This is a genomic window from Methylobacterium sp. J-072 (assembly GCF_022829425.1).
Taxonomy (GTDB): Bacteria; Pseudomonadota; Alphaproteobacteria; order Rhizobiales; family Beijerinckiaceae; genus Methylobacterium.
Window position 1 is genome coordinate 1 of the sequence record NZ_JAKSYK010000012.1, and the last position, 20,703, is coordinate 20,703.

Here is a 20,703-nt window from a genome sequence, read left to right on the forward strand (position 1 = left end):
AACCCGAACAGGCAGACCTGATCGCCAGGCTGGTAATTCGCGATCACCGCAGCGTAGCAATCGATCACGTTGTCATCGATGCCGGTGCCAATTCCTGAAGCGAGTAGGTTCCTCAACCGTCGGAAAGTGAAGCCGTTGGTCTCACCAACCCCAAGGCCGTGATGATAGATCGCGACCTGCTGCTTGGGCCGGATTGGGGAGTCGGGTCCGGGCCTCGTCGCGCGGTAGAGCTTGTAGATATTCGACAGGCGCTGATCCGGCCGCAGACCGCCGATTTGGCCCGTACCATCGGCGAAAATCAGAATATTTTTGGCCACGGTCGTTCCGCCCAAAAAAGCTTTGCCATACCTTGCTATCATTTATGGACCAGAAAGCCTTTCCCGATCAAAGGCAGCGGTGAGGTTTCAAAACTCAAGAGTTCTGCACCGCTGTTCGGCCTTAGCCGGATCAGCGGCTTAAGTGGTGCAAATATCCGATGCAGAATTATCCGAAAGGAACCCCTTTATAAAACGCAGGGTTGCCGATCCTAAGACCTCGATCCGCTATATACCGGACCATGCAAAAGGGACAGAACTAATCTAGCCGTCAGTTTGAATCTCCGCAATAAAATCGTTTTTGCTTATGTCATTTTGCCTTCCGGGCGAAAACGGATGATTGTAGCTCAATCCTCGCTGTTCAAGATCACGCAGCACGCCGTCGCGCAACCCGAAGATGTGCTGCAGTAACCCGGAGGCGCATTTCCAACAATTCGTCGCTTACCCCATATGTGCGTCGCGCCTCTGCGTGAGACTGACCGGTTTCAACAATATGCAGTGCGGCCTCATCAGAAATCAAAAGCGCTGGTCCGAGCCAATTGGCTTCGTCTTCCTGCTCTTTATTATATAAGCGAGCACCATTCCTATCCTGTAATGCAGATGGCTTATGAATGAGTAGGCCATGGGCTAGCTCATGGGCGATATTAGCCGCCTGCCGATGAGGATGATGTGCGTCATTATGTATAATGAGGCGCGCAACCTCACAATAGATAGTAATAGCCGAGAATTCTTTCTGACCAGCTGCAGACTGAAGATAGTGAACAGCAGATGCATCATGCGCGATATATGAACCAAGCTCAACAACCGTATAACCAAGATGGATCGCTAGATTTCGAGGGCACAACGCCGCGTGGGGTAGTAATCCCAGCTCTTCTCGCGCTTTTATAGCGTGCCAATTAGCATCAGACTTAAATCCTCTGCGAAGCGGAACTGGCATTGGCCTGCCTTATTATTGCGTACTAGTTCGTAGCTGTTGATAGGCAACTTTTATAATTGCTTCGAGCGCCTCAACTCCTTTGCGAGAAAGATTTGGATCAGCTCTTAAAAGAGTAGTGATTTGCGCAAGTGGAGATGCTATATTGGAGTTACTATCGTTTGGCGCTCGTGAGAAATCGCGAGCGGAAAGGCCAGACCACGTGCACAGCGCAGCAAGGCTGTTAACGTCGGGATGTCTGCCCTGAGACATCCGCGTGAGGGTAGAAGCCGGCACTTTGGCCTGTTCGGCAACCTTCCTCCACGTCGCGTTGCGAGACTGCCGTTCAGCGTCGAGCGCAGCGAAGAAGGCCTCCCCGTCGAACTTTCCTAGCGTCATGTCTGATTGCGATCTTGCAACTGGATTCCTCAAGCGCAATATGAGGTGTCATTGCTAGGTAGCAATCGACTCTCCGGCTGGCAATGGCGGAGGTCGTACCCCGAGGAGGTTCACCCGCAAGGTCGAACTGGAAGCGCAAGGTACTAAGTTCATGGACGATAAGATGAAATCAGGGGAAGCCGACCGCATTGAGCGGGACGCAAAAGATATCATTGAAGCTGGTCAGGAGCTTGAGAAAGCCCGTGAACGCGAGTTGGAGTTGACCCGGGACGAGGCCTCCATTGATGCGCAGATTGCAGAACTGCAGCGTAGAAAGGAGGCCGATCATAAGGGGGAACAGGAGGCTCGGGATGCCGAGGAGAAGGAGGAGCAGCGTATTGCTGATGATCTTCACGACATAGAGGAAGCGCGCGGAGGTACCGGCGGTGGTAGCCATCCCGAACCAGCGCCTAAGAATGTCACTATCATCATCAATACCGTCGACTATGAAGAACCTAAGGGCAAGATCTTATATCAGCGCATTGTTTCGCTAGCTTATCCAGATTTTGCAGCTTTCCCCAATGCAACTTACAGCATTATTTATGAGCGAGGACCTAAGAATAACACTCAAGGTGTTCTGAGTAGGGACGGCTCTGTAGAAATCACTAATGGGATGCGCTTTCGTGTCAAACGTACCGGCGAGTCTTGATGGTCTGGGTGAGCTGCTTGCAAGCGGCTACTCCCTGTCTATTTCAGGCGGACACCTCATCGTAAATGATATTTGGTACGTCAACGCTTCTGGTGAGCAAGGTAAGGGGCGTCTAGCGGCGCCTCTTACTATGATCGATCAAACGAGAGTTGGCGCACCAGGAAATCACCAGATGTACTGGAGCGGTACAGCTGCCTGTAATCCTGATCGTTCCCCAATACCATTCGCCGCGCAGCCTATAAGCTTGACGATCGACGATACTGTTTATGGATTTCATCTGTCTAACAAGCCGCCGGAAGGTTTTACAAATTACGTCGATCTAGTAGTCCACTATGTTACCCTTATATCTGGTCCGGCAACCCAGTTATTTGGAGTCTCTCCACAAACTGGAGCACAATACGATGTACCGGAAGACAAATCTCCATTCAAAGTGACGGACACATTTTCCGCTCGCGCTCAGATCGGCGACCTTAATCGACTGGTTTCCGATGACCGGATCGCAATCATCGGCCTTGGAGGAACTGGCGCCTTCGTTCTGGATTTCATAGTCAAAACTCCGGTTTATTCTATAGATGCCTATGACTTCGATGTCTTCCAAGTCCATAACAGCTTTAGATCACCTGGAGAAGTTCCATTCTCATTTTTAGGACAGCTTAAAACCTTATTTTATCAGAGTAAGTACGATGCGTTTCGACACCGTCTCCGCTTCCATAACAAGCGCGTTGCTGCGGGCGATGAGAAGTTGTTTTCTGACATAACTTTCGCATTTGTGTGCATCGACGACGGAGAGGCTAGGAGAGAAATCTGTGAAATTCTCCTAGCGCGCAAAATTCCCTTTATCGATGTTGGCATGGGTGTCGAGAAAGAAGCTGGTCGTCTCGATGGGCTATTGAGGACAACGCTCTTCACGGACGGCACTGCGGATCGGGCAAGAGCAGAAGTGCCATTTGATAAGCGCCACGAGGCAGGGGCTTATCGTGTTTTCGTGCAGATCGCCGAACTCAATGCTCTAAACGCTGCAATTGCCGTGGTCAAATATAAGCAATTTCGAGGGTTCTACGTTGATGATGCCGAGTATTTCAATTCGCTTCTGTCAATTGGATCGTCCAGCTGGTTAGGTGTGGCATGATGTACAAACTTATGCATATCGACCGGTTTCCAAAAATATTCGAGTCAGGAATTTTTTACTGGTCTAAAGAATACGAGATTAGTGCCCATAAATGTGCGTGCGGCTGCGGCGATGTGATTCAATTACCAATTGATGATCAAAATTTCAATATTACAATAGAGCCTACTGGCTTCACACTACGCCCGTCTGTGGGAAACTGGGGTATATGCGACTCGCATTACTACATAACTAGGGGTGGTGTAGAATGGCTGCCTCAGATGTCCCAGGCTACGATAGTCGCTGGGCGTCAAGCGGAGGACGCTCGGCGCGAAGCACACTATTCTCATAAGCCCACTTGGTGGCAACGCCTCCGGGGTTGGGTCGGCGATCTCATCCGGCGGGTGTTTAGCTGATGATCTAGCGTGTCAGTATCCCTCGGCCTGCTATCAGGCAGAGCAACTTGCCGCCGATCCGAAAGCTATCTTGAGAGAACTCTTGCGTCGCCGCCGCGATCGGCTGAGAACAGCGCGGCGCATCTGGGGTGCTTGGCTTCGAACACTATTGCGTCGAGTGCCGCCGCACGATCCGAGTTCAGGTTGCGACTTCGCATTATCGCTTCAACGTTGCCCTTAGCGTCTTCCGATCGACACCATACGCTCGCGCAACCGTGCTGACCGCCTCGCCGTCCGCGATCCGAACGCGGGCTTCGTTGATCTGCTGGCCATTCATCTTACAGGGGCGGCCCATATGCCTGCCGGCCGCCTTCGCGACGGCGATCCCCTGCTCCTGCCGGCGGCGCGTCCGTTGCCGCTCGTGAGCTGCGAGCGCGGCCGTAATGTCCGCGATCAAGCGGCCGTCCTCGTGGGTGATGTCGAGCGAGGGCGTGGCAAGGATGCGAAGCGCAACGCCGCGCCTGGTCAGCTCGTCCAGCATCAACACCACTTCGCCGGTCGAGCGCCCCAGGCGGTCCAGTTCGGACACCACAAGCTCGTCGCCGGCCTGCAACCGGCCTAGCAGGGCGTCGAGGTAGTGTCGGACCTTTACCCCGCTACCTGTCTCCTCGATGACCTCGGCGCAGTCCTCGCGGGCGAGGGCAACGCGTTGCCGTTCTAGGTTCTGATCGTCCGTCGAAATCCGGCTATATCCGTACCGCACTTTTTCCCCATACCTTTCGCCCCTGATAGTGCCTTGTTTTTGCAAGGGGTAGAAGGGCGGGGAGAAAGGTAGACCTTTCTTCCCTTACATCGTCGTGTGGGCCTAAGACTCGGACGTCAGACACGGATCCTGGTCGCGTCCGTCGCTTTTGGAAGCGATCAGGCAATCTCCAGACGGTCGTTCTGTGAAAACGGATCGATCTCGAAAAACAGCTTTTGCACGACGGCCGTAGGCACCTTGCGGCGCTGATCGTCCTCCATCCTGACGAAGCCGGCGGCTTCCAGCTTGGCGAGCGTGCGCGTGAGGTTAGGCGCGGCCCTACCGGAAAACGTCGCCAGTTCGGCGATGGATTTGGGTTTGCGGTCACGGATGATCGCCATCAGCTGGCGGTTCTCCGGCGTAAGGAGGCGCATCAGCGCCTCGACGGACTCGAAGCTCTGCCCTCCGGCATCCGGCGGCGCGGCCTGCTGGCCGCGTGCGACGGCCATCATTTCATCGCGGAGGCGGCTGTGGCTTACGATCCGGTGCTGGGTCATGGCTTCGTTCCTTCGTTCCTGGTTCCGTCCTTCACGACGTCGATAGAGACTCCCCGTTCGGTCAGGATGCGTTCGACCTCGGCAAAGAAGTCGGCGATGAGGGTCGCTGCATCCGTAAATGCATAGGGGCGGCCTGGATCGTCCCCTGTCCGGTGCCAGTGATCGGCCTCGGCCTGCCGCTTTGCGTAGCGGCCTGCCGGCGCGACGGTATGGGCGTTATCGAACCCCATGATCCGTTCGCCTTCCGGGTCGTGCAGCGTGAACGAGTAACGCAGGCCGTGCGGCCGCAGTGCGCTTGCCTCTACCCGCTTGATCTCGAACTTCAGGAAATAGCCCTGGTCGTACCAGTGCAACCGTCCATCGAATGCCAGCAGGAACTCAAGAGTATGAAGCTGCTCCTCGTCCATCCTACCTTATCATGACATGATATGACGCTTCCAGGCAAGCGTCCCGTTCAAGCTTGATCGTACCTGGGTTCCGACTGATGCCGCCAGCCTCTTGGGCTACAGCGTAGCGACACCCATCGGCGATAGAGGCCACCATGGACAAGCGCGTCATCACGGTCGAACAGGCCGAGGCCGAAAATCCCGGCGTTCCGTTCGTTCCTGACCTCGCCAAGCCCTTCGGCGGCGTCAACGGCCGATGGGAACGGCTCAAGGCGGCGATGCAGCCTGGCGACGAATTGGTGGCCTTCAACAGCCCTATGGAAAGCTGGCGGACCTTCTGCGGCCGTCGCGGCGTCGCCCTCGTGCGGGACGGCAAAACCGTCATGGAAGTCGTCACGATGCTGAACTGACGGCTGGCAGGGCTACGCTTCGAACGCCAGGCTCGGGTCGTGGTCGCGGCCGTCATAGCCGGCCGGATTGCAGAGGATGCGGGTATCGCCCAAGCGGTAATCGGACCTTGCATGGATATGGCCGTGAACCCATAGGCCAGGGCGACGGTCCAGGATCAGCCGTTCAAGGTCGGTCGCGTAGTAGTGGCTCAAGGCCTCCCCCTCCTCCGCTGCTGGCAGCGACCGGCGCGACGGCGCGAAGTGGGTCATGACGATACCGCCCTCCTCCATGCGCTCGGCCAGGAAGCGGACATGCTCGGCATGGCGAGCCTTCACACCCTCGACGGACAGGCCGCGCACACGGCGGAAATCGTTCATCCCCTCAAGGCATTCCCGCTCGATCTCCGGGTTGCCGCCGTCGAAGCCGGTCCAGAGGGTGCAGGCGGTCACGCCGAACGCCTGGAAGGCCGGCCCGAAGCGGTAATTGTCCCGCACGGCCGGGGCGGTGTCGTCGTCCCACTCCCCGCCATAGCCGTAATGGTTGCCGGGAATGTCGGCCACGGCATTGAAGCGGTTGCACAGGCGGTCGATCACAGCGCGGTAGATGTTGCGGCGCCGATATGAGCCGGTGTCGCCGGCCAGCAGCAGGACGGTATCCCGGTCGTCCGGCATGGGCGGGAGCAGCCGGTCGATATGCTTCCCTGCCCTGTAGGGGTTCTCAGGCCAGAATTCCGAATGAACGTCAGAGATCAGCCGGTAGCGCATGAGGAAGGTTAGACCGGATAGGCACGGCGGCACCATGCCGATGCGCTGAAAGGCATCTATCCAGTCCAGCCGAAGCAGCCCGCATTTGCGATTTAAGGCCCGCCAGGCCCGCGAAATTTTCAGGGGCTTCAGACCGACGCGAAACAGAAAGAGCCTACAGGCGCGAAAGAAATCGGGGTCAGGCGGTCAATCCACAACGGACCTTAAGAACGCGCCGCGCGCCAGCACTTCCCCGTCCTCGGTCTGCCAGAACTTCATGCCCTTCATGCAGTACGGCACGTCCTCAAGCCGGTCCTCGACGGGAACCCCTATGGCGTCGGGCGGCAGGAGGTAGGTCTTCCGCTTCGTGATGATGGCTGTCCATGGCCGGAAATCGGCATGGATGACAGTCACGACAGACCCGGCAACTGGTCGGGTCTCGGCTGCGGCACGTAGCGGGCGACCTTGATTTCATCCTCGCGGCTGCGGGCCTGGGCGATGTCGAAAGCGTTCTGCATCCGCATCAGCGTGTCCATCTTCACGCCGAACGCTTTTTCGATTCGCAGGGCCATATCGGCCGACAGGGACACGCGCTCGTTCAGCAGCTGGGAAAGGGTCGGCCTGGTCACGCCAAGAATCTCGGCGCCCTCGGTGACGGAAAGCCTGTGGGCCCCGATGATTTCCGTTCGTATAAACCTGCCCGGGTGGGCAGGATGCTTCATTGTGTAGATTTCGTCGTCCATAATCCGGCCTATTGAGATTCTAAGAAGCTTAGCAGGGGGTTCCGTGTCGTGTAAAGCAACGCCGAACACTTACCGCAACCCTTTTCCTGCCGAGCCTCTTTCTTTCTATGCCTTGGTTCGATCCCAAGCCGGAGGCGAAGAAGAACATGCCTTCGTCCCGAACAATTATGATGCAGCACGTAAGGGCGGACCAGTCACCCCGTGAGGGGCCGGAGCGTAAGCGGAGGACGGCGGAGCCGTTGACGGTCCGTCCGTCGTGCTACGATCGGTGCATCGGGCAATCAAAAAAGTATCGGGCGCTAGCCCGATTCCGATTTTCGGACCGCGTTAGCGGTCTCTTCATAGAGGCGGGCGCAAGCCCGTCCGATTGCGGCCCGTTAGGGCCGCCTCTTTTGCGTCAAGGATCGTCACCCGTATGGGCGGCGACGAAGTGCTGGGGTCGGCATGACCCTAGAGCCTGTCTGCGACTAGTGGGACGCTCGGTTATCCGCTTCTTCTTCTTTCAATGATTCAAAAGATTCTAAGATTCCAGGCTGGATCAAACAGCTGGATCAATGGCTTGTAACTTTAATTATGAGGTTTCCGGGGACTCCTGTGAGGAATTCGGGGAAAAACGCCCTCTTACTATGAGAGATTCGGGGCGTACTATGAGGAATCCGGGGCGTTATTATGAGGTTTCCGGGGATGATATGGTAAATCTCCGTTAACTTATCCACAGGCCCTTGGTCCAACTATGAGGTTTCCGGGGAAGCCCTTATGGCCTCTGCAAGTGCCTGATTTCATAGGCACCGACACGCACCAACTATGAGGTTTCCGGGGGCTTCAGCCGCTTGCGGTCCTGCCGCATCATGCGGCCGATCGAAGGCTGCGCCGGCGACACCGTCTCGGTGATCCCGCTGATCCGGGCGCGGCGGCCGAGCTTGGTGCGATGCACCTCCTGGAAGGCCTCCTTCAGGGCGTCGGGGTCCTTCTGCCACCAGCCGACCGCGACTTCCGTGACCTTCTTGCCCTGCTTGCTCGGCACCACGCTCAGGCTGAAGGCGGCGAGCGCGTTGATCTCGTCCACGGCCGGCTTGATGACGTGCTTGTTCAGCTCGCCGAACGTGCGGTAGCGGCCGGGCTGGACGCCGAGAAGGTCGCGGAACTCGTCGAGCGTGTAAACATGGTGCGATTTCCGCTCCAAATTCACCAGCTGCGCCACGTTCTCATAGAGGCTGACGGCGTATTTCGAGGTGAAAGCCATCAGGACCGGTAGGGCGATCTTGCCCCAGATGGTGGACTTCGCCAGCATCTTGATGAGCCGCTTGTCGAAACTGTAGGTCAGCACGCCGGCCGGCCGCTCGGGGTCGTCCATGTCGTTGCCGCCGAGGAACTGCACCCGTGTCCGCCCCGTCGGCGTCTTCACGTTGAGGATGGTGCGCATCAACGCCTCGACGGCCTCCTCGACCATCTCGTAGCCCTTGTGGCTGTCCGGCTTGAGGTCGTCGATCTCGACCGTGTAGTCCCTGCCCTCCTGGATGCCCTGGCGGTGCGCATTGTACCAAAGGATGGTGATGGCGCGGCGGGCGTTCAGCGTCAGGAGATGATGGCCGGTGATCTGGATCAGCTCCGCCGGCTTGATCGCCTCGCGGTTGCGGGGCGTCAGGTCCAGGGTCAGGAGCTGCGCTGTCTTCGGTTCGGCCATAGGCGATCGTACATCACCGCCGTCGCCGCTAAAAATGAAAACTTTACAGGACGCGGTTTCATACACATCCCCGAAAACCTCACATTTGCGGGGCTTCCGACAAGTCGGGCCGTGAAAAACTCTCTATGCGTCAGTCGCTTGCAGCGGTCGGGGACTGGCCGTGCGGCTTCCCCGAAAACCTCATAATATCCGCGGCCCGCAAGGTCGTCAGGCCGATGCCGGCTTGCCCCCCCTGCCCTGCCCCTTCAGCTCGCGCTGCAACGCTTCCAGTGCGTGTTCGACCGTCTCGCCGACGAGCCAGCCCTGCTGGTCGGCGATCGCGTAGAAGGCCGCGACTGTCTCCGGCGTCGTCCGGGCGTTGAACTGCGCGGTCCTGCCCGTGCGGTGGCGGCGCGGCTCGCGCTTCGCCGGGGGAGCCTGAACGGGTGCGGGTGCTGGCGCCGCTGTGGCGGCCGGCGCCGTGGGCGGACGTTTCACCTCGCGGCTCGGAAAGTTCGCCGCCTCGGCGATGGCCCTTACCTCCTCTGCCGGCGGCGCGGCCGGATCGGATGCGGTTTTGGGAGCGAATGCGGACACATCGATATCGTCCGCATCGCCGTCGAAGATGCTGGCGCGGGGCTTGTTCATCACGCCACCTTCGCCTGGCTGGCGGCTGCGGACGGCTTCAGGATCGCCAGCACTTCGCCCGTGAAGGCGAGCGCGTTGTTCCGCGCCGCCTGTATGTTGCTCACCTGGGCCGGATCGAGGTCCGACAGGGAGCCTCCGAACGCGAAGATGGCGCGGAAGGCGTCGCGCTCGTGCATCTGCGTGCCAAGCACCCTCACCCCGCCCTCCATGAACTCGGTTTCGATCGCCTGCAGCGTGCGCGGCCGGATCGCGGCACTGGTGCGGGTAAACAGGATCGCGGCCGGGATGACGCGCCTGAACGCCTTCTCCTGCGTGCGCACAAGCTTGACCGCTTTCACGGCCTCGGCCGCGTCCAGCTGGCTGCCCTGCGTCGGGATGATGACCAGGTCGGCCCGGCTCATGGCGTAGGCCACCATGGCGGACGCCGTGCCTTCCAGGTCGACGATCACGAAGGCGGTCTTGCGGGCTGACTCCTCGATCTGGTCGATGACGCTGTCCTCGGTCACGTCGGCGATGACGTTGAGCGTCGCCGGCGCGCCGGGCCGCTTGGCCCAACGCGACACCGGCTTGTTCGGGTCGGCGTCGATGATCGTGACGGAGGCGCCCTTCCCCGCGAGTTCGGTGGCGAGGATGACGGCTGACGTGGATTTGCCTGCGCCGCCCTTTGGGCTGGCAAAGACGATGGTTGGCATGATGGCCCCTTGGACAAAGGGTTGAAGGTCGTGCGCGTGATGCGCTTCCGACCATGCTGCCGGAACTGCTAACAGTCAGTCAACAGTAAACATGTTAAAAACAGATCACAGACTGCTAACTGAGGGTCTGCTGTTCACAGACTGATAACAACTATTAACAGATCACACACTGCTATCAATCTGCTAGCAGAAAATGGGCTGCTAGCAGATTGATAGCAGCAAAATCATCCGCCACTAGTGGGGCTCCGGCCCGACGCCGAAGCTAGTGTCTCTGGCAGTCGCGACCAATTATCCGTGCGAGGCTCAGTTTCGCAAAAAATCGCGAAGCTGCGGCTTGAAGCATGACGAACTTGTCACGCATTAGGGGGTTCCCCACTTTGTGAATTAGGTATTTCTACAGCGTCTATGCTTTCGAAATGGTAGACGATTGACGGAGGCGCCGGCGTCAGCTCAGTCGACCCAAGCTTTTCGAAATGTGTCCGCGTCTTTCCGAAAACTCTGTCCATTTTGAGGAACGCGATCAGCGGGATGGGGTGAAGATCAAATGTCTGACCTACAAGGTGGCGATCTTCCTGTGGGGCTGGCAGGACAATCTGGAAACTAGTGCATCCGTATGCAAGAAAGAATATATACGCGGGACCAACAATGGATTTGTTCTTACGGCGCAGTATCATCACACGCGTCTGACCAAATGGCGCCATACCGGGCGTGAACGTCCTCAGACAGGTGTAACCGGTCCCGTCGTCAATCTGGTTTTCGGTCAGCCCGTCGCTACCCAACCACTTGATGGCTTCCGGTATCTTATCGACATCCGCCTGATCGAGGAGTGTTGCCGCCATCTTCAAGAGAGATTTATAGACGCCTAGCGGCCTGTAGGACCGCTTCATAGTCGATATAGTCATTGTCTTGTTGATTTCATCGATCAGAGCGATTGGATCGCCCTCATGTTCTTGGATCACCAAGCCGCCTTCTTTGAAATCGATCCGTGACTTTTTCAGCGACGTTTTCGCGGAGGGAACACCATCCTTACCTAGGACCTGAGCCGCTTGCCTGTCGAGAAGCGTCAGCGTCCCCAAATCGGCTTCGTAGCCGGAGAAGCGCGCGTTGCACGTTCTGCATTCATACAGGGAGAAGAGTGTGTTGTTGCCTGTCAAATGCGATATGGCGTGGGCGTTGAACTTCTTAAAGTTCGCTTCTGGCCGGGATCTTCCGCAAAATCGGCAGACGTAAGACTCTGGCTGCAGATGCTCCTTAGGTCCTTTTGATAGAACCGTTCTGTGAACAATGATGTCGTATCCATTCATGTAATATTCGGCATCACCTGCAGTCGCTACGGCGCTTTTCGTTGTCAAATTTGGAAACTCTGTCGGTAGGTCCACGCTGCCTCCACGCGTTGTAATTAGATTTACATGTAGTTAGGGGCGCACTGGCACCGGGAAAGGTCGGGGGCCGCCGACGGTCAAGAATGGCCGGTCTTACCCTCTAAAATGGCGCAGGGGACGGCTCGTAATCCATGCTGGTATCCTTCGCGCGGTCGCGGCCGAAGATGCGGGCGAGGCCGGCGCGGTCGGGGATTTCATCGGCCGACCAATAGACGTCGAGCCGGTTACGGTGCCGGGTCATGCCGACATAGGCGGCGTGGCGGTCCATGTAGCGGGAGGCGAACAGGTAGGCGCGATCCACGGTGACGCCCTGCGATTTGTGGACGGTCGCGGCATAGCCGTGATCGAGATGCGGATAGAGCGTCACGTCGATGGCGAGGCTGCGGCCGTCATCGAGGCGTACGGTCAGATAGTCGCCCGCGATGCGCTCGACGGTGCCGAGGCTGCCGTTCCGCACGTTCAGGTCGCGGTCGTTCTTCAGGAAATAGATGCGGTCGCCGGGCGCGAACTCGCGCACGCCCTGCGCTGTCTCCACCTTCTGTCCGATGCCGATCTCATGGGCCGCGCGGCGGATGGCCCGCGCCCGGTCGTTGAGAGCGCGCACGTCGGCGCGGGTATAGGCCAGGATGATGTGCGACTGGTGGGGTGCGGCCCGGCGCGCCTCGTTCCAACGCCCGATCAGCGCCTTCATCGCGTCGGCGTGCGTAGCGTGGGCATGCACCATGCCCTCTCGCTCGTATCGATCGAGGGCGTCAGCCGTCTGCGCCGTCGCCAATTCGGCGGTCGCCGCACGCTGCCAGGCTTCCCGCTGCCGGCGAACTTCTTTCAGGCGCGCCGCGCCGTACCGCTCCACGATCGCCCGGAACGCAGCGCCCGCCTCGATGGCTTGCAGCTGCTCGGGGTCGCCGACCAGAATGACCTTCGCGCCGGCCGCCCGCGCATGTTTCAGGAGGCGGGCCATAAGGCGCGATCCGATCATGCCGGCCTCGTCCAGCACCAGGATGTCACGGTCGGTCAGGCGGTCGCGTCCCTTATCGAGCGCGTAAAGCAGGGAATGGAGGGTCTGGCTTTCGATGCCGGCGCCGTGGGCGAGGGAGTCCGCGGCCACGCCGGACAGGGCCGCGCCGCGGACCCGGTAGCCCTGCGCCTCGAACGCTGCCCGAGCGACGCTGAACAGTGTGCTTTTGCCTGCGCCCGCGAAGCCCACCACGGCCGCTAGCCCCTCTGGCCCGGTGACATGCCGCAAGGCGGCGTCCTGCTCGGCCGACAGGGTGATAGGGCTGTCGCGCAACGCCATGGCGAGGAGGGCAGGGGACACAGCCTGCCGCCCGGCCTCGTGCATGGCCTGCGCGTCCGCAACCATCTGGCGTTCGAGGGCGTGCAGGTCGCGCGCCGTGTAACGGGCGCGTTCGTTCGGGTCGGTTCCGACATGGACCAGCTCGGCCGACGCCATGACGGCGGCGATGGCCTGGCGCAGCACGTCGGGCGGGTGATGCTTCCAAAGGTGGCGCACCAGGTCGCCGCGCGTAAAGGTGGAGGTCTGCTCGGTCAGGCGGGCGATGATGGCGGCCGGATCGACGGCCCCGATGATGGTGCGGCGACTGCCGCCTTTCGCGGCGCGGCGCGCGTCCCTGCCGTCGAAGCGGGCGCGGTTGGTCTGGCGCTCGTTGCTGCGCCTGCGCCACGCTGTGCGCTGTTCCTCCCGCTGCCGGGCCTGGGACGCACGCAGCTGGGCGCACCGGGACAGGAAATCCGCTCGCAGCCCTGCGATAGCGGCGAGGGTGCGGATGCCTGCGGCGCGGAGCGACCGCACGGCTTCATCATAGAAGCGTTCATGCGCCCGCCACTGGCGGACGTGGCTCGCCCTCAGGGCGCGGTCCATCGCATACAGGTGGGCGTCCTGCTGCTTCTCGACCGAGGCCGCCATGACGGTCGTGAGATTGTCGTTGCTCGTGGCCCGGTCGAACTCGAACACGGGACGCGCCGCGCGCGGATCATTGGCGGCGATGCGTTCGTCCCGGCGCGCGTTATTCTCGACGCGGGCCTTGCAGAAGATACGGCCCCGGCTTTTTTCGTAGGCCTGCGCCCAACGGGACAGGGCCAGCTTGGTATTGCCATGCTTGGCGGCAACGCCGGTCGTCGGGTGAACCCGGTTCACGACGATATGCACGTGGGCGTGGTGGGTGTCGGTATGGGCGAGGATCACCGCCTGGTGTTCCTCCAGACCTTGCAAGGCGAGGGTGGCCCGCGCCGCCTCCAGCTGGTCCTCCTTGGTCGGCCGCTCGTCGGGGTGCCAGGACAGGGAATAGGCGTAGACCGGCTGTTCCAGCTTCCGGCCGGTGGCCTTCACGCCGGCCGCCTTCTTCAGGGCAGCGGTCGAGGTCGCCGTCCCCGCCATGACGCGGGCGGCGTTCTTCACGTCGGCCGTGGTGAGGTTGATCGTTTCGGTCCAGGCGACGCGCGTGTCTGTCGTGCCGTCCGAGTCCGGGCCGCGCTTGTCGTTCAGGTAATACGCGAAAGCGCCCTTAAAGCTGCGGCCGAGCTTCGTGACCACGGGGGTCATCGAAGCGATCCAGCATCAGGAAGATGCGCTCCTGCTGGGCTTCGATCTCGTCCAGCACGGTCGCGAGCCGGTCGGCATGGGGCAGGCGTCCGGCATGGGCGTGGCGCGTGAGCTGGTTGAGGTTGTTGCCGGTGGCGGCGAGGACGGCCACGGCCTTGAGCAACGCTTCCTGACCATCCGGCCGGCGCGGCAGCGAGTAGCCGAAGCTGCGGCGACGGATGAAGTCGGCGGGCGTGATGCCGAGGCCGGCCGCGAGGGTTTCGAGTTCGAGCAGTTCGGCCAATGTCATGCGGACGTTGACCTGACGGCTGCGTTGCTCGTGGGGCGCTTTTTTCGGCCGTGCCATTCTCCACCATCACCACCATCACGGACCGGTTCATGCCGGCCCGCACAGGGTGTCCAGAGGGGGATCGGTCCCCCTTGGCCAGAGGTTTTTGCTAGCAAAAACACATCTGGCTACCCTCCAATCGAGGATAACCAACTCCCGTAAAGTTATCGTTAAGTAATTCCCATAAGTGATGGTCAGAAAACGGCCCTGAACCGTCAGACATTCCAATCATGACGGCCGTTTTCTCTTGCGACATTGAAGACAATACGACGATTCCGGTCAAGCGGACGGTCAACGGTCGTAGCCGTCCCGCTCGTGCTGGTGGTCGCGCTCGCCCCGGCCGACTTCCGCCCGCCGTTCCAGGCTCTCGGCGACGCGATCGAACGCAACACGGGCGGCCATGGCCTTGTCCAGCTGACGATCCTCGGCGGCATGGCGCTCGGTCATGGCCGCGGACTCCTTTGACAGCACGGCGGCGAAAGCGCGGGTATCGGAGGAGGGCAGGGTAGCTCTCGCCGCGCGCGCCTGTTCATGGCGGGCATCGAGGGCGCGGCGTTCCTCCCTGTGCCGTTCGGTCTGGCGGTCGCGTTCGGTTTTCATCCAGGCGGCGCGATCCTGCTGCATCTGCTGGCGACGGGCATTGGTCTGGGCCTTGCCCTTGTGGCGCGTCGCCTTCTGGCTGCTGCCGCGATCCTTGAAGCTGCGATGCTCCACAAAGACCCGTCCGGCTTGCCCCTCGGCCGCAAGCGCCTCGTTCATGGTGCCGGCCAGGAAGGCGCGAAACGCCTTGATGTGGCGCGGTCCGTTCGACCACTGGTCCAGGTCGCGGATTTTGCGCCCGAGCCCGTCAGCGGTCAGCTGGCGCGTCGTGGTGAGCATATGGCAGTGATGGTTGCGGTGGTCGCCCTCCTTGCCCGGCTGGTGGATGGCGAAATCGGCGGCCAGGCCGTAGCGATCGACAAGGTGACGGGCGACCGCTTCGGCAACACGTGAGCGGCCGACCTGGGACAGCTCGGCGGGAAATCCGAACATGAACTCGCGGGCGACGATCGCATCCTGACGAAACGCCATGGCGTTCGGTCCGCGCGGTCCGTTGCGTTCCCGCATCTCGGCCGCGTTCCACAACTGCCCCCGGTCGCCCGCCCATTCCGGCGCGCCTTTCGGGACAGCCAGGCCGGTGCCTTCGAGTCCGCCCTTGCGCCGGTAGTCATGAACGATGCCCGTCCGCTCGTCCCGGATCACCCCGCACGATCGGTAAGCTGCTGCGGCCGTAGCGGATGCACCGTCGCGGCGTCTGATCCTCTGGACATGGGCGGTCAGTTCGAGAACCCGCATCCTTTCAGCTCCGTCGTCTGGTCCTCTTCACAGTCATGATGTGCGGCCCGTCGGCATATTGAGCCTGCTGGCGCGCGCGGATTTCATCGCCGTAGCCGCACGACTGGCGCATGGCCGACGCGGCGTTGCGCATGTCGTTGTTCTGGATGCCGCTGCCCAGCTGGCCGAGGACGCAGAACACGTCGGCCGCATTCGCCATGGCGGTCTGCGCGGCCATGGCTTCGTAGAGGGTCGTCATCTGATGACGCAGCACCTCCAATTCCATCTGCGCCTGCGCTATGGCCGCCGCCTTGTCCCGTTCCAGTTCGATGACAGCTTCGCGCTTCGTCAGGATGTCGGATGTCTCGATCCACCCGTAAAAACTGCCAAGCCAGCTTGCCGGGCCGCGCCCTGTCGGCAGGATGACGTGAAGCCCCAGGAGGACCATGCCGAGTAGGAGGGCCGGGCCGGCAAAGACCCGGACGGCGGACATGACCCGCCCGGGGCTGGATGATGGCGGGGACTGCATCGGCGGCATCATGCCGACCGGGGACGAATTGGTTTCGGGACCTCTCATGATTGCACCTGTCGGTTGACGAGCTGCAGGGACGCGACGACGCGGGCCGCCGCGGGATTACTACAACGAGGAATACGCTCTGGTTTCTGAGAGAATTTGCGCCAAGCCGTAAAAGCTTCTTTGGCTTATTATCGAATATAATATAAACTTATCGAACTAGGCGGAGCCGATTTCGGCCCCGCCTATGCTTTGCACAGGCTCACCTGACAACGCAGTACCGATCGAACCTGCAGTGTTGGCAAGGCCTATATACATAGACCGGTCCCCAGTTACTTCTTCCGAAGCATTTTAAGCACCGCCTCTGTCCGTAATCATGGTTCATTTTAAGCTCCTTTTATTTGATTGAGTTTTCCATTCAAAGGAGGCATGCGCTGTTAGGCGCATGCCAATGTTGCAGTAGTTACTTGCCGCCGCGTCCGGCGATGTAGTTCTGGCGCTCGGCATAGGTCGAATAGCTACCAGTTCGCGTGCTGCCCTGATCCCGCACGCCTTGCCCGTATCCATTTCCGCTCATGACTTGGCTCCAGATCGCTGCGGTAAATCCCGCGCTTTTTGAGTTCGCACAGATCTGTGTTGGAGGCCGACATCGCCCGTGCCAACATGTTGGCGTTTCACCAACAGGCCTCGGGCATCCGATGACTAATCTGTCTAAATCGCAATTTCAGGAAATCGATGCTTATTTAGATATTTTTAGAGAACAAGAAGCCAAGCCGAGGACTATATGCATCCCGTATGAACTATGGTGCAAGCAAAACGGTAAGGAACCAGTCTCTTCGGAGAGCATCAGATTATGGCTTGAAAGAGAAAGAAAGCCGACACAGCTCAATTCATTCTACGAATACGTTCACTCAATAAACGATCATATCGGAGACGATCCTGAACAACTTTTGATGCGGGTCGTAGATCACCTCTTCCCTTCCGGGCATGATAATAATTTGGCAAAACTCAAACGCCTTGCGGGGATTTACAAAATTATAAGGAAGCTATGGACGCCGGCCAATTCTGAAGATTGCTTTGAATGCTGCGTTGTAATATCAGTCTCCGGCTCCAAAGTGACTTATACTGAGTATGAAAGATTTAACTCAGCGCGTCCGATCGATGAAATTTACACCGGGTACGTATTCTTGTTTGGAAGCAGCGTCTGGATTATTGCGCACGAGCAGCATGGCAGTTGCATAAAATTTTTGACAATTCATGATTTTAGTCCCCCCATACTATCGCAAGCCCGTTCCATAGATTTCTGTAGAGGAAACCTTATAGCGGTCAGTGGGAATGGCCCGAATTTCAGCCATCCTTTTGCTATGAGACGTGTCAGAAATGAATTTAGACAGGGTCGGAAGGTACTCCGCGAAGAAGTAAAGCTTGACCCGGACGTGTATGATTATTTATATGTAAATGATGAAAAAGAAAAAATCGGATGACGTTCAGCTTGCTGACATAAACGTATTTGTTGCCTTTCATAACGCGGTTTTTACTGCGAACGTTATGAATTTTACCCGGCTATGCGTTTTGCATGATCCTGAAAAAACGTTTGGATCCTTCGCGATGATCGCTCCGGGTTCCGCAAAAACAGCATGGAAAAAAGTAAGCGCTCAATCATTTCTTGATAATCGCGTTGAAAACTTTGGCGAAAAAATCCCTGAACTCAAGGATATGCAGGCTATCGCCATCATACTTTCAGCGCAGCACAAAAAAACTCAGTCAACGCCCTCATAGATAGCCGCCCGCTTTTCTTTTAGGCGGCCAGTGCGCGTCGTCTTCAGGCGTGTCAAGGTTGCGCTCCTTAGCAAACCTTCGCCGTGCGGGAGGCCTTGCCATGATCCCCGATACGCTCGAAATCCCCGACTATCTGCGCTCGCGTCTCGAACGGCTGGCGGCGGAACGCGACCAGGAGGCCGGCGCCTTCGCGTCTCAACTGCTCGTCGTGGCGGTTCAGATGATGGAACAGCAGGACGGCGACGAATTGCGGGCGATGCTCGAACGGGGGCCGTTCGACGTGCCGGCTTCGGACGGGACCGCGAACGCGGCCAGGTCCGCGCTGTGCATCCTCGATGCGGCCGGCGACATGGCGCGGGAAGCTGTGGGTCGCTTCCTCGACGGCGACGTCATCAACCATCCGCGCATCCGGCCGTCGATGATCCTGCCGCTGCTCAATGGCGTCAGTGACCTCAACCTGGCGCGACGGGACGGCGACGCGGAGAACGCGGCGGCCGTCACGCGCCGGCTGCTCGACATCTGGAACGGAACAGCCTGACTCCCGAGGCAGGGCGGGACCGCGGGGCAGGCCGCTTGCCCTGGGGCGCGTCGTAAGCGGGCGCGTGCGTCCCCCATTCCTGCCGACAGAAAAGGCCCGGCGTGGCGCCGGGCCTCCTGCTGCGGTCGGTCAGCCGACTTCCTCGGCCGCGGCCGCCCGGTCCAGCCGTCGCGGGTCGGTGACGATGGCGCCATGCTCCATCCCGGCGCGAGCGTAGACCGATAGCGGGTGGGTCGCTTCGAAATGGCGGTCCCGCTCGACGGGCAATCCCAGCCTGCCGCGCAGGGCGCGCAGTTCGGCGAGGCTGACGCTCCCGAGTTCGGCGCATTCCATGCCGAGGTCGCACAGGCCGAACGCGATATCCGGTTCGTCGGGGTCGATCTCGGTCAGCAGCCAGGTCGCGGCCGCGTCCGGCGTGAACAGCTTGACCACGGGTTTGTGGTCCGGCGGCTCCCGCCCCGCCGCAAGGGCGGCGGCGGTGGCGGTGCCATTGGCGAGCAGCTTTGCCAGCTGGGGCTTGGTGAAGAGGATCATTGCGCACCCCCTTCGGCTTCGGCCGCTTTCGGCTTGCGCAGGACGATCCGGCCGGGCGCATTCGGGATCAGATCCAGCTTGAGGCTGCTGCCCTCGCCGTCCTGGTGGGTCCAGGCGGCCCCGATCGCTATCCACGGCGCGCCGTCTCGATCGGCGACGAAGTAGGCGGTCAGGTCGGGTTTCCGGCCCTTGGTTGCGTCAGTGTCAGTCATGCGTTTTCTTCCTTCTTGAGCGGGCCGGCTTCATTGCCGGCCATGTCATCCGAAGGAGCCGCATCGGCGGGACCGGCGCAGGCCTGACGACGGGGAGGGGGATCACCCGGTTTTCACCTATCGAAAATTGGGGACACCCTGGCGTCACCCGCAGGGCTTGGGTTTGCGACGAAGGCCCGCCGCGTGCGGCAGGATGGGCATGGCCGGTAATGAGAACGGGCTGGCCCGCGGCAGAAGAAATCGCCCTGGCTGTCCGGCGCATGCCGGCCGGTAACTTGGCTCGTCGGCTGAATTTCAAATATCAACAGGCGCGCGGTCGCGTATCGATGCCGTCACGCGAGTAAAGGCGTTGCAACCGTTCTGGATCGATCAATGAACCGGCTGGATTATACTGCGCAATTCAGGGCATGATCGGGGCATGAGACTTCCGATTTTCATGCTGGTCTGGCTGTTCGCCTTCACCGCTCACGCCTTTCCCGCGACTGTGACGAAGATCGCCGACGGCGACACGTTCACGGTCATGGAGGGCATGCAGAAAATCCGCGTGCGGATCTTCGGGATCGACGCGCCCGAACACGATCAGCCGTACGGCGACAACGCCACGGCCATGCTGGCGCAGCTGATCCTCGGCCAGACTGTCGAGATCGACCCGCCGCATGGCGGGAGGTCGTTCCCCAAAAGCTTCGACCGCATCGTGGGCGTCGTGCATCGCAACGGGCAGGATGTCGGGCTGGTCATGATCGGCAGCGGCAATGCCTGGGCGTATGACCGTTTCAGGGTGCCGGCGGTCTACGACGACGCGCAGGGCCAGGCGGTCATTCACGGCGTCGGCCTGTGGGCCGGCAATCCGGTTCCGCCCTGGGACTGGCGCAGGCGGCATAAGCACGGTGGCTATCGCTGACGCCAGGGCGGCTATGCACAGTGTGGAAGATGGCTGGGCTTAGGCTACGTCATCCTGGCCGTCATTCAAAAATTCAGGCAGCCCGAGACCCCGAAGATAGGTATTTAGAGCGTCATATTTGACAGGATGAGGATTGTAATTTCCTTTTTTGTTATTCAACGCCACTACGTCCTTTAGGAAAATTGCTATCGCATCGTCATTCCAGCCGGCGGATTTGAGATCGTCGAAAGAACTGTCTAATTGACCACGCAATCTATCCA

At 59.8% G+C, this 20,703-nt stretch carries 26 protein-coding genes; 8 read left to right on the forward strand and 18 right to left on the reverse strand.

Translation table 11 applies throughout. The annotated features are described in order from the left end of the window. Together MKK67_RS00345 and MKK67_RS00350 are read right to left on the reverse strand one after the other, a co-directional pair. Window positions 1-317, reverse strand: a 317-nt coding sequence (locus MKK67_RS00345) for a T6SS phospholipase effector Tle1-like catalytic domain-containing protein (protein WP_243960722.1), incomplete at its 3' end; no start/stop codon positions are given. Between the two features lie 364 nt (window positions 318-681). Continuing rightward, window positions 682-1,251, reverse strand: coding sequence for an ImmA/IrrE family metallo-endopeptidase (locus tag MKK67_RS00350; RefSeq protein ID WP_243960724.1), 570 nt, complete (start codon window positions 1,249-1,251; stop codon window positions 682-684). Window positions 1,252-1,777: 526 nt separating this feature from the next. Here MKK67_RS00350 and MKK67_RS00355 point away from each other — a divergent pair. The 3 genes from MKK67_RS00355 to MKK67_RS32830 are packed head-to-tail and all read left to right on the forward strand — an operon-like array spanning window position 1,778 to window position 3,835. Further along, on the forward strand, window positions 1,778-2,314 hold the full coding sequence (locus MKK67_RS00355) for a multiubiquitin domain-containing protein (protein WP_243960726.1): 537 nt from the start codon (window positions 1,778-1,780) through the stop codon (window positions 2,312-2,314). Further along, a complete protein-coding gene (locus tag MKK67_RS00360; RefSeq protein WP_243960729.1) occupies window positions 2,289-3,443 on the forward strand; it encodes a ThiF family adenylyltransferase in 1,155 nt (384 codons plus the stop codon). Before MKK67_RS00355 ends, MKK67_RS00360 begins: the two co-directional genes overlap by 26 nt. A gap of 11 nt (window positions 3,444-3,454) precedes the next feature. Further along, window positions 3,455-3,835, forward strand: a complete 381-nt coding sequence (locus MKK67_RS32830; protein WP_409568348.1) for a DUF6527 family protein — start codon at window positions 3,455-3,457, stop codon at window positions 3,833-3,835. Between the two features lie 196 nt (window positions 3,836-4,031). Here MKK67_RS32830 and MKK67_RS00365 read toward each other — a convergent pair whose 3' ends face one another. From MKK67_RS00365 to MKK67_RS00375, 3 genes are all read right to left on the reverse strand, one after another. Then, the gene (locus MKK67_RS00365) at window positions 4,032-4,577 is read right to left on the reverse strand and encodes a recombinase family protein (protein WP_243960731.1); all 546 of its coding nucleotides are present in this window, start codon (window positions 4,575-4,577) and stop codon (window positions 4,032-4,034) included. A 158-nt stretch (window positions 4,578-4,735) separates the two neighbouring features. Then, window positions 4,736-5,113 carry a MarR family transcriptional regulator gene (locus tag MKK67_RS00370; RefSeq protein WP_243960733.1) on the reverse strand — a complete coding sequence of 126 codons (378 nt, stop codon included), beginning with the start codon at window positions 5,111-5,113 and terminating at the stop codon, window positions 4,736-4,738. Next, window positions 5,110-5,520: a DUF6516 family protein gene (locus tag MKK67_RS00375; protein WP_243960735.1), complete on the reverse strand. Its 411-nt coding sequence runs from the start codon at window positions 5,518-5,520 to the stop codon at window positions 5,110-5,112. Before MKK67_RS00375 ends, MKK67_RS00370 begins: the two co-directional genes overlap by 4 nt. Before the next feature lie 134 nt (window positions 5,521-5,654). Between MKK67_RS00375 and MKK67_RS00380 the strand changes: the two genes are divergently transcribed. After that, on the forward strand, window positions 5,655-5,909 hold the full coding sequence (locus tag MKK67_RS00380) for a hypothetical protein (protein WP_243960737.1): 255 nt from the start codon (window positions 5,655-5,657) through the stop codon (window positions 5,907-5,909). A 12-nt stretch (window positions 5,910-5,921) separates the two neighbouring features. Here the strand turns inward: MKK67_RS00380 and MKK67_RS00385 are convergent, their stop codons facing one another. From MKK67_RS00385 to MKK67_RS00435, 11 genes are all read right to left on the reverse strand, one after another. Next, window positions 5,922-6,689, reverse strand: coding sequence for a metallophosphoesterase (locus tag MKK67_RS00385; protein ID WP_313898990.1), 768 nt, complete (start codon window positions 6,687-6,689; stop codon window positions 5,922-5,924). Between the two features lie 150 nt (window positions 6,690-6,839). Beyond that, window positions 6,840-7,046, reverse strand: a complete 207-nt coding sequence (locus tag MKK67_RS00390; RefSeq protein ID WP_243960741.1) for a hypothetical protein — start codon at window positions 7,044-7,046, stop codon at window positions 6,840-6,842. Next, entirely contained in the window at window positions 7,043-7,375 is a 333-nt protein-coding gene (locus tag MKK67_RS00395; protein WP_243960742.1) for a HigA family addiction module antitoxin, read from the reverse strand. The genes MKK67_RS00390 and MKK67_RS00395 overlap by 4 nt, the downstream gene beginning before the upstream one ends. Window positions 7,376-8,177: 802 nt before the next feature. Continuing rightward, complete coding sequence (locus tag MKK67_RS00400; RefSeq protein WP_243960744.1) at window positions 8,178-9,059, reverse strand: replication initiation protein; 882 nt, start codon at window positions 9,057-9,059, stop codon at window positions 8,178-8,180. A 207-nt stretch (window positions 9,060-9,266) separates the two neighbouring features. Beyond that, window positions 9,267-9,686, reverse strand: coding sequence for a stability/partitioning determinant (locus MKK67_RS00405; RefSeq protein ID WP_243960746.1), 420 nt, complete (start codon window positions 9,684-9,686; stop codon window positions 9,267-9,269). Further along, window positions 9,686-10,378 carry a ParA family protein gene (locus tag MKK67_RS00410; RefSeq protein ID WP_243960748.1) on the reverse strand — a complete coding sequence of 231 codons (693 nt, stop codon included), beginning with the start codon at window positions 10,376-10,378 and terminating at the stop codon, window positions 9,686-9,688. The genes MKK67_RS00405 and MKK67_RS00410 overlap by 1 nt, the downstream gene beginning before the upstream one ends. A gap of 353 nt (window positions 10,379-10,731) precedes the next feature. Beyond that, window positions 10,732-11,757 carry a hypothetical protein gene (locus MKK67_RS00415; RefSeq protein ID WP_243960750.1) on the reverse strand — a complete coding sequence of 342 codons (1,026 nt, stop codon included), beginning with the start codon at window positions 11,755-11,757 and terminating at the stop codon, window positions 10,732-10,734. Between the two features lie 103 nt (window positions 11,758-11,860). Beyond that, on the reverse strand, window positions 11,861-14,323 hold the full coding sequence (traA, locus tag MKK67_RS00420; protein ID WP_243960766.1) for a Ti-type conjugative transfer relaxase TraA: 2,463 nt from the start codon (window positions 14,321-14,323) through the stop codon (window positions 11,861-11,863). Then, window positions 14,286-14,669 (reverse strand): plasmid mobilization protein, encoded by a 384-nt coding sequence (locus MKK67_RS00425; protein WP_243960769.1) that lies wholly within the window; start codon window positions 14,667-14,669, stop codon window positions 14,286-14,288. The genes traA and MKK67_RS00425 overlap by 38 nt, the downstream gene beginning before the upstream one ends. Window positions 14,670-14,942: 273 nt before the next feature. Then, the gene (locus tag MKK67_RS00430) at window positions 14,943-15,986 is read right to left on the reverse strand and encodes a MobA/MobL family protein (protein WP_279601356.1); all 1,044 of its coding nucleotides are present in this window, start codon (window positions 15,984-15,986) and stop codon (window positions 14,943-14,945) included. A gap of 4 nt (window positions 15,987-15,990) precedes the next feature. Further along, entirely contained in the window at window positions 15,991-16,458 is a 468-nt protein-coding gene (locus MKK67_RS00435) for a hypothetical protein (RefSeq protein WP_243960773.1), read from the reverse strand. 596 nt (window positions 16,459-17,054) lie between these two features. Here MKK67_RS00435 and MKK67_RS00440 point away from each other — a divergent pair. The 3 genes from MKK67_RS00440 (at window position 17,055) to MKK67_RS00450 (ending at window position 18,796) form a co-directional block, all read left to right on the forward strand. After that, entirely contained in the window at window positions 17,055-17,963 is a 909-nt protein-coding gene (locus MKK67_RS00440; RefSeq protein WP_243960775.1) for a hypothetical protein, read from the forward strand. Then, window positions 17,938-18,258, forward strand: a complete 321-nt coding sequence (locus MKK67_RS00445) for a hypothetical protein (protein WP_243960777.1) — start codon at window positions 17,938-17,940, stop codon at window positions 18,256-18,258. Before MKK67_RS00440 ends, MKK67_RS00445 begins: the two co-directional genes overlap by 26 nt. 100 nt (window positions 18,259-18,358) lie before the next feature. Beyond that, window positions 18,359-18,796 (forward strand): hypothetical protein, encoded by a 438-nt coding sequence (locus MKK67_RS00450; protein ID WP_243960778.1) that lies wholly within the window; start codon window positions 18,359-18,361, stop codon window positions 18,794-18,796. 129 nt (window positions 18,797-18,925) lie between these two features. On the opposite strand, the gene MKK67_RS00455 is transcribed toward MKK67_RS00450, so the two are convergent. Both MKK67_RS00455 and MKK67_RS00460 read right to left on the reverse strand, forming a co-directional pair. Further along, window positions 18,926-19,330, reverse strand: a complete 405-nt coding sequence (locus tag MKK67_RS00455) for a DUF2958 domain-containing protein (protein WP_243960787.1) — start codon at window positions 19,328-19,330, stop codon at window positions 18,926-18,928. Beyond that, a complete protein-coding gene (locus MKK67_RS00460; protein ID WP_243960789.1) occupies window positions 19,327-19,542 on the reverse strand; it encodes a hypothetical protein in 216 nt (71 codons plus the stop codon). Before MKK67_RS00460 ends, MKK67_RS00455 begins: the two co-directional genes overlap by 4 nt. Before the next feature lie 436 nt (window positions 19,543-19,978). Here MKK67_RS00460 and MKK67_RS00465 point away from each other — a divergent pair, with 436 nt between their 5' ends. Then, entirely contained in the window at window positions 19,979-20,443 is a 465-nt protein-coding gene (locus MKK67_RS00465; RefSeq protein ID WP_243960791.1) for a thermonuclease family protein, read from the forward strand. The last annotated feature ends 260 nt before the right edge of the window (window positions 20,444-20,703 follow it).

What these genes read in the sequence shown, in the direction of transcription:
- MKK67_RS00350 (WP_243960724.1), bottom strand. Translation starts at nt 1,251, where the DNA reads ATGCCAGTTCCGCTTCGCAGAGGATTTAAGTCTGATGCTAATTGGCAC.
- MKK67_RS00355 (WP_243960726.1), top strand. Translation starts at nt 1,778, where the DNA reads ATGGACGATAAGATGAAATCAGGGGAAGCCGACCGCATTGAGCGGGAC.
- MKK67_RS32830 (WP_409568348.1), top strand. Translation starts at nt 3,455, where the DNA reads ATGCATATCGACCGGTTTCCAAAAATATTCGAGTCAGGAATTTTTTAC.
- MKK67_RS00370 (WP_243960733.1), bottom strand. Translation starts at nt 5,113, where the DNA reads ATGACCCAGCACCGGATCGTAAGCCACAGCCGCCTCCGCGATGAAATG.
- MKK67_RS00375 (WP_243960735.1), bottom strand. Translation starts at nt 5,520, where the DNA reads ATGGACGAGGAGCAGCTTCATACTCTTGAGTTCCTGCTGGCATTCGAT.
- MKK67_RS00380 (WP_243960737.1), top strand. Translation starts at nt 5,655, where the DNA reads ATGGACAAGCGCGTCATCACGGTCGAACAGGCCGAGGCCGAAAATCCC.
- MKK67_RS00385 (WP_313898990.1), bottom strand. Translation starts at nt 6,689, where the DNA reads ATGGTGCCGCCGTGCCTATCCGGTCTAACCTTCCTCATGCGCTACCGG.
- MKK67_RS00395 (WP_243960742.1), bottom strand. Translation starts at nt 7,375, where the DNA reads ATGGACGACGAAATCTACACAATGAAGCATCCTGCCCACCCGGGCAGG.
- MKK67_RS00400 (WP_243960744.1), bottom strand. Translation starts at nt 9,059, where the DNA reads ATGGCCGAACCGAAGACAGCGCAGCTCCTGACCCTGGACCTGACGCCC.
- MKK67_RS00405 (WP_243960746.1), bottom strand. Translation starts at nt 9,686, where the DNA reads ATGAACAAGCCCCGCGCCAGCATCTTCGACGGCGATGCGGACGATATC.
- MKK67_RS00410 (WP_243960748.1), bottom strand. Translation starts at nt 10,378, where the DNA reads ATGCCAACCATCGTCTTTGCCAGCCCAAAGGGCGGCGCAGGCAAATCC.
- traA (WP_243960766.1), bottom strand. Translation starts at nt 14,323, where the DNA reads ATGACCCCCGTGGTCACGAAGCTCGGCCGCAGCTTTAAGGGCGCTTTC.
- MKK67_RS00425 (WP_243960769.1), bottom strand. Translation starts at nt 14,669, where the DNA reads ATGGCACGGCCGAAAAAAGCGCCCCACGAGCAACGCAGCCGTCAGGTC.
- MKK67_RS00430 (WP_279601356.1), bottom strand. Translation starts at nt 15,986, where the DNA reads ATGCGGGTTCTCGAACTGACCGCCCATGTCCAGAGGATCAGACGCCGC.
- MKK67_RS00435 (WP_243960773.1), bottom strand. Translation starts at nt 16,458, where the DNA reads ATGTCCGCCGTCCGGGTCTTTGCCGGCCCGGCCCTCCTACTCGGCATG.
- MKK67_RS00440 (WP_243960775.1), top strand. Translation starts at nt 17,055, where the DNA reads ATGACTTGGCTCCAGATCGCTGCGGTAAATCCCGCGCTTTTTGAGTTC.
- MKK67_RS00445 (WP_243960777.1), top strand. Translation starts at nt 17,938, where the DNA reads ATGATGAAAAAGAAAAAATCGGATGACGTTCAGCTTGCTGACATAAAC.
- MKK67_RS00450 (WP_243960778.1), top strand. Translation starts at nt 18,359, where the DNA reads ATGATCCCCGATACGCTCGAAATCCCCGACTATCTGCGCTCGCGTCTC.
- MKK67_RS00455 (WP_243960787.1), bottom strand. Translation starts at nt 19,330, where the DNA reads ATGATCCTCTTCACCAAGCCCCAGCTGGCAAAGCTGCTCGCCAATGGC.
- MKK67_RS00460 (WP_243960789.1), bottom strand. Translation starts at nt 19,542, where the DNA reads ATGACTGACACTGACGCAACCAAGGGCCGGAAACCCGACCTGACCGCC.
- MKK67_RS00465 (WP_243960791.1), top strand. Translation starts at nt 19,979, where the DNA reads ATGCTGGTCTGGCTGTTCGCCTTCACCGCTCACGCCTTTCCCGCGACT.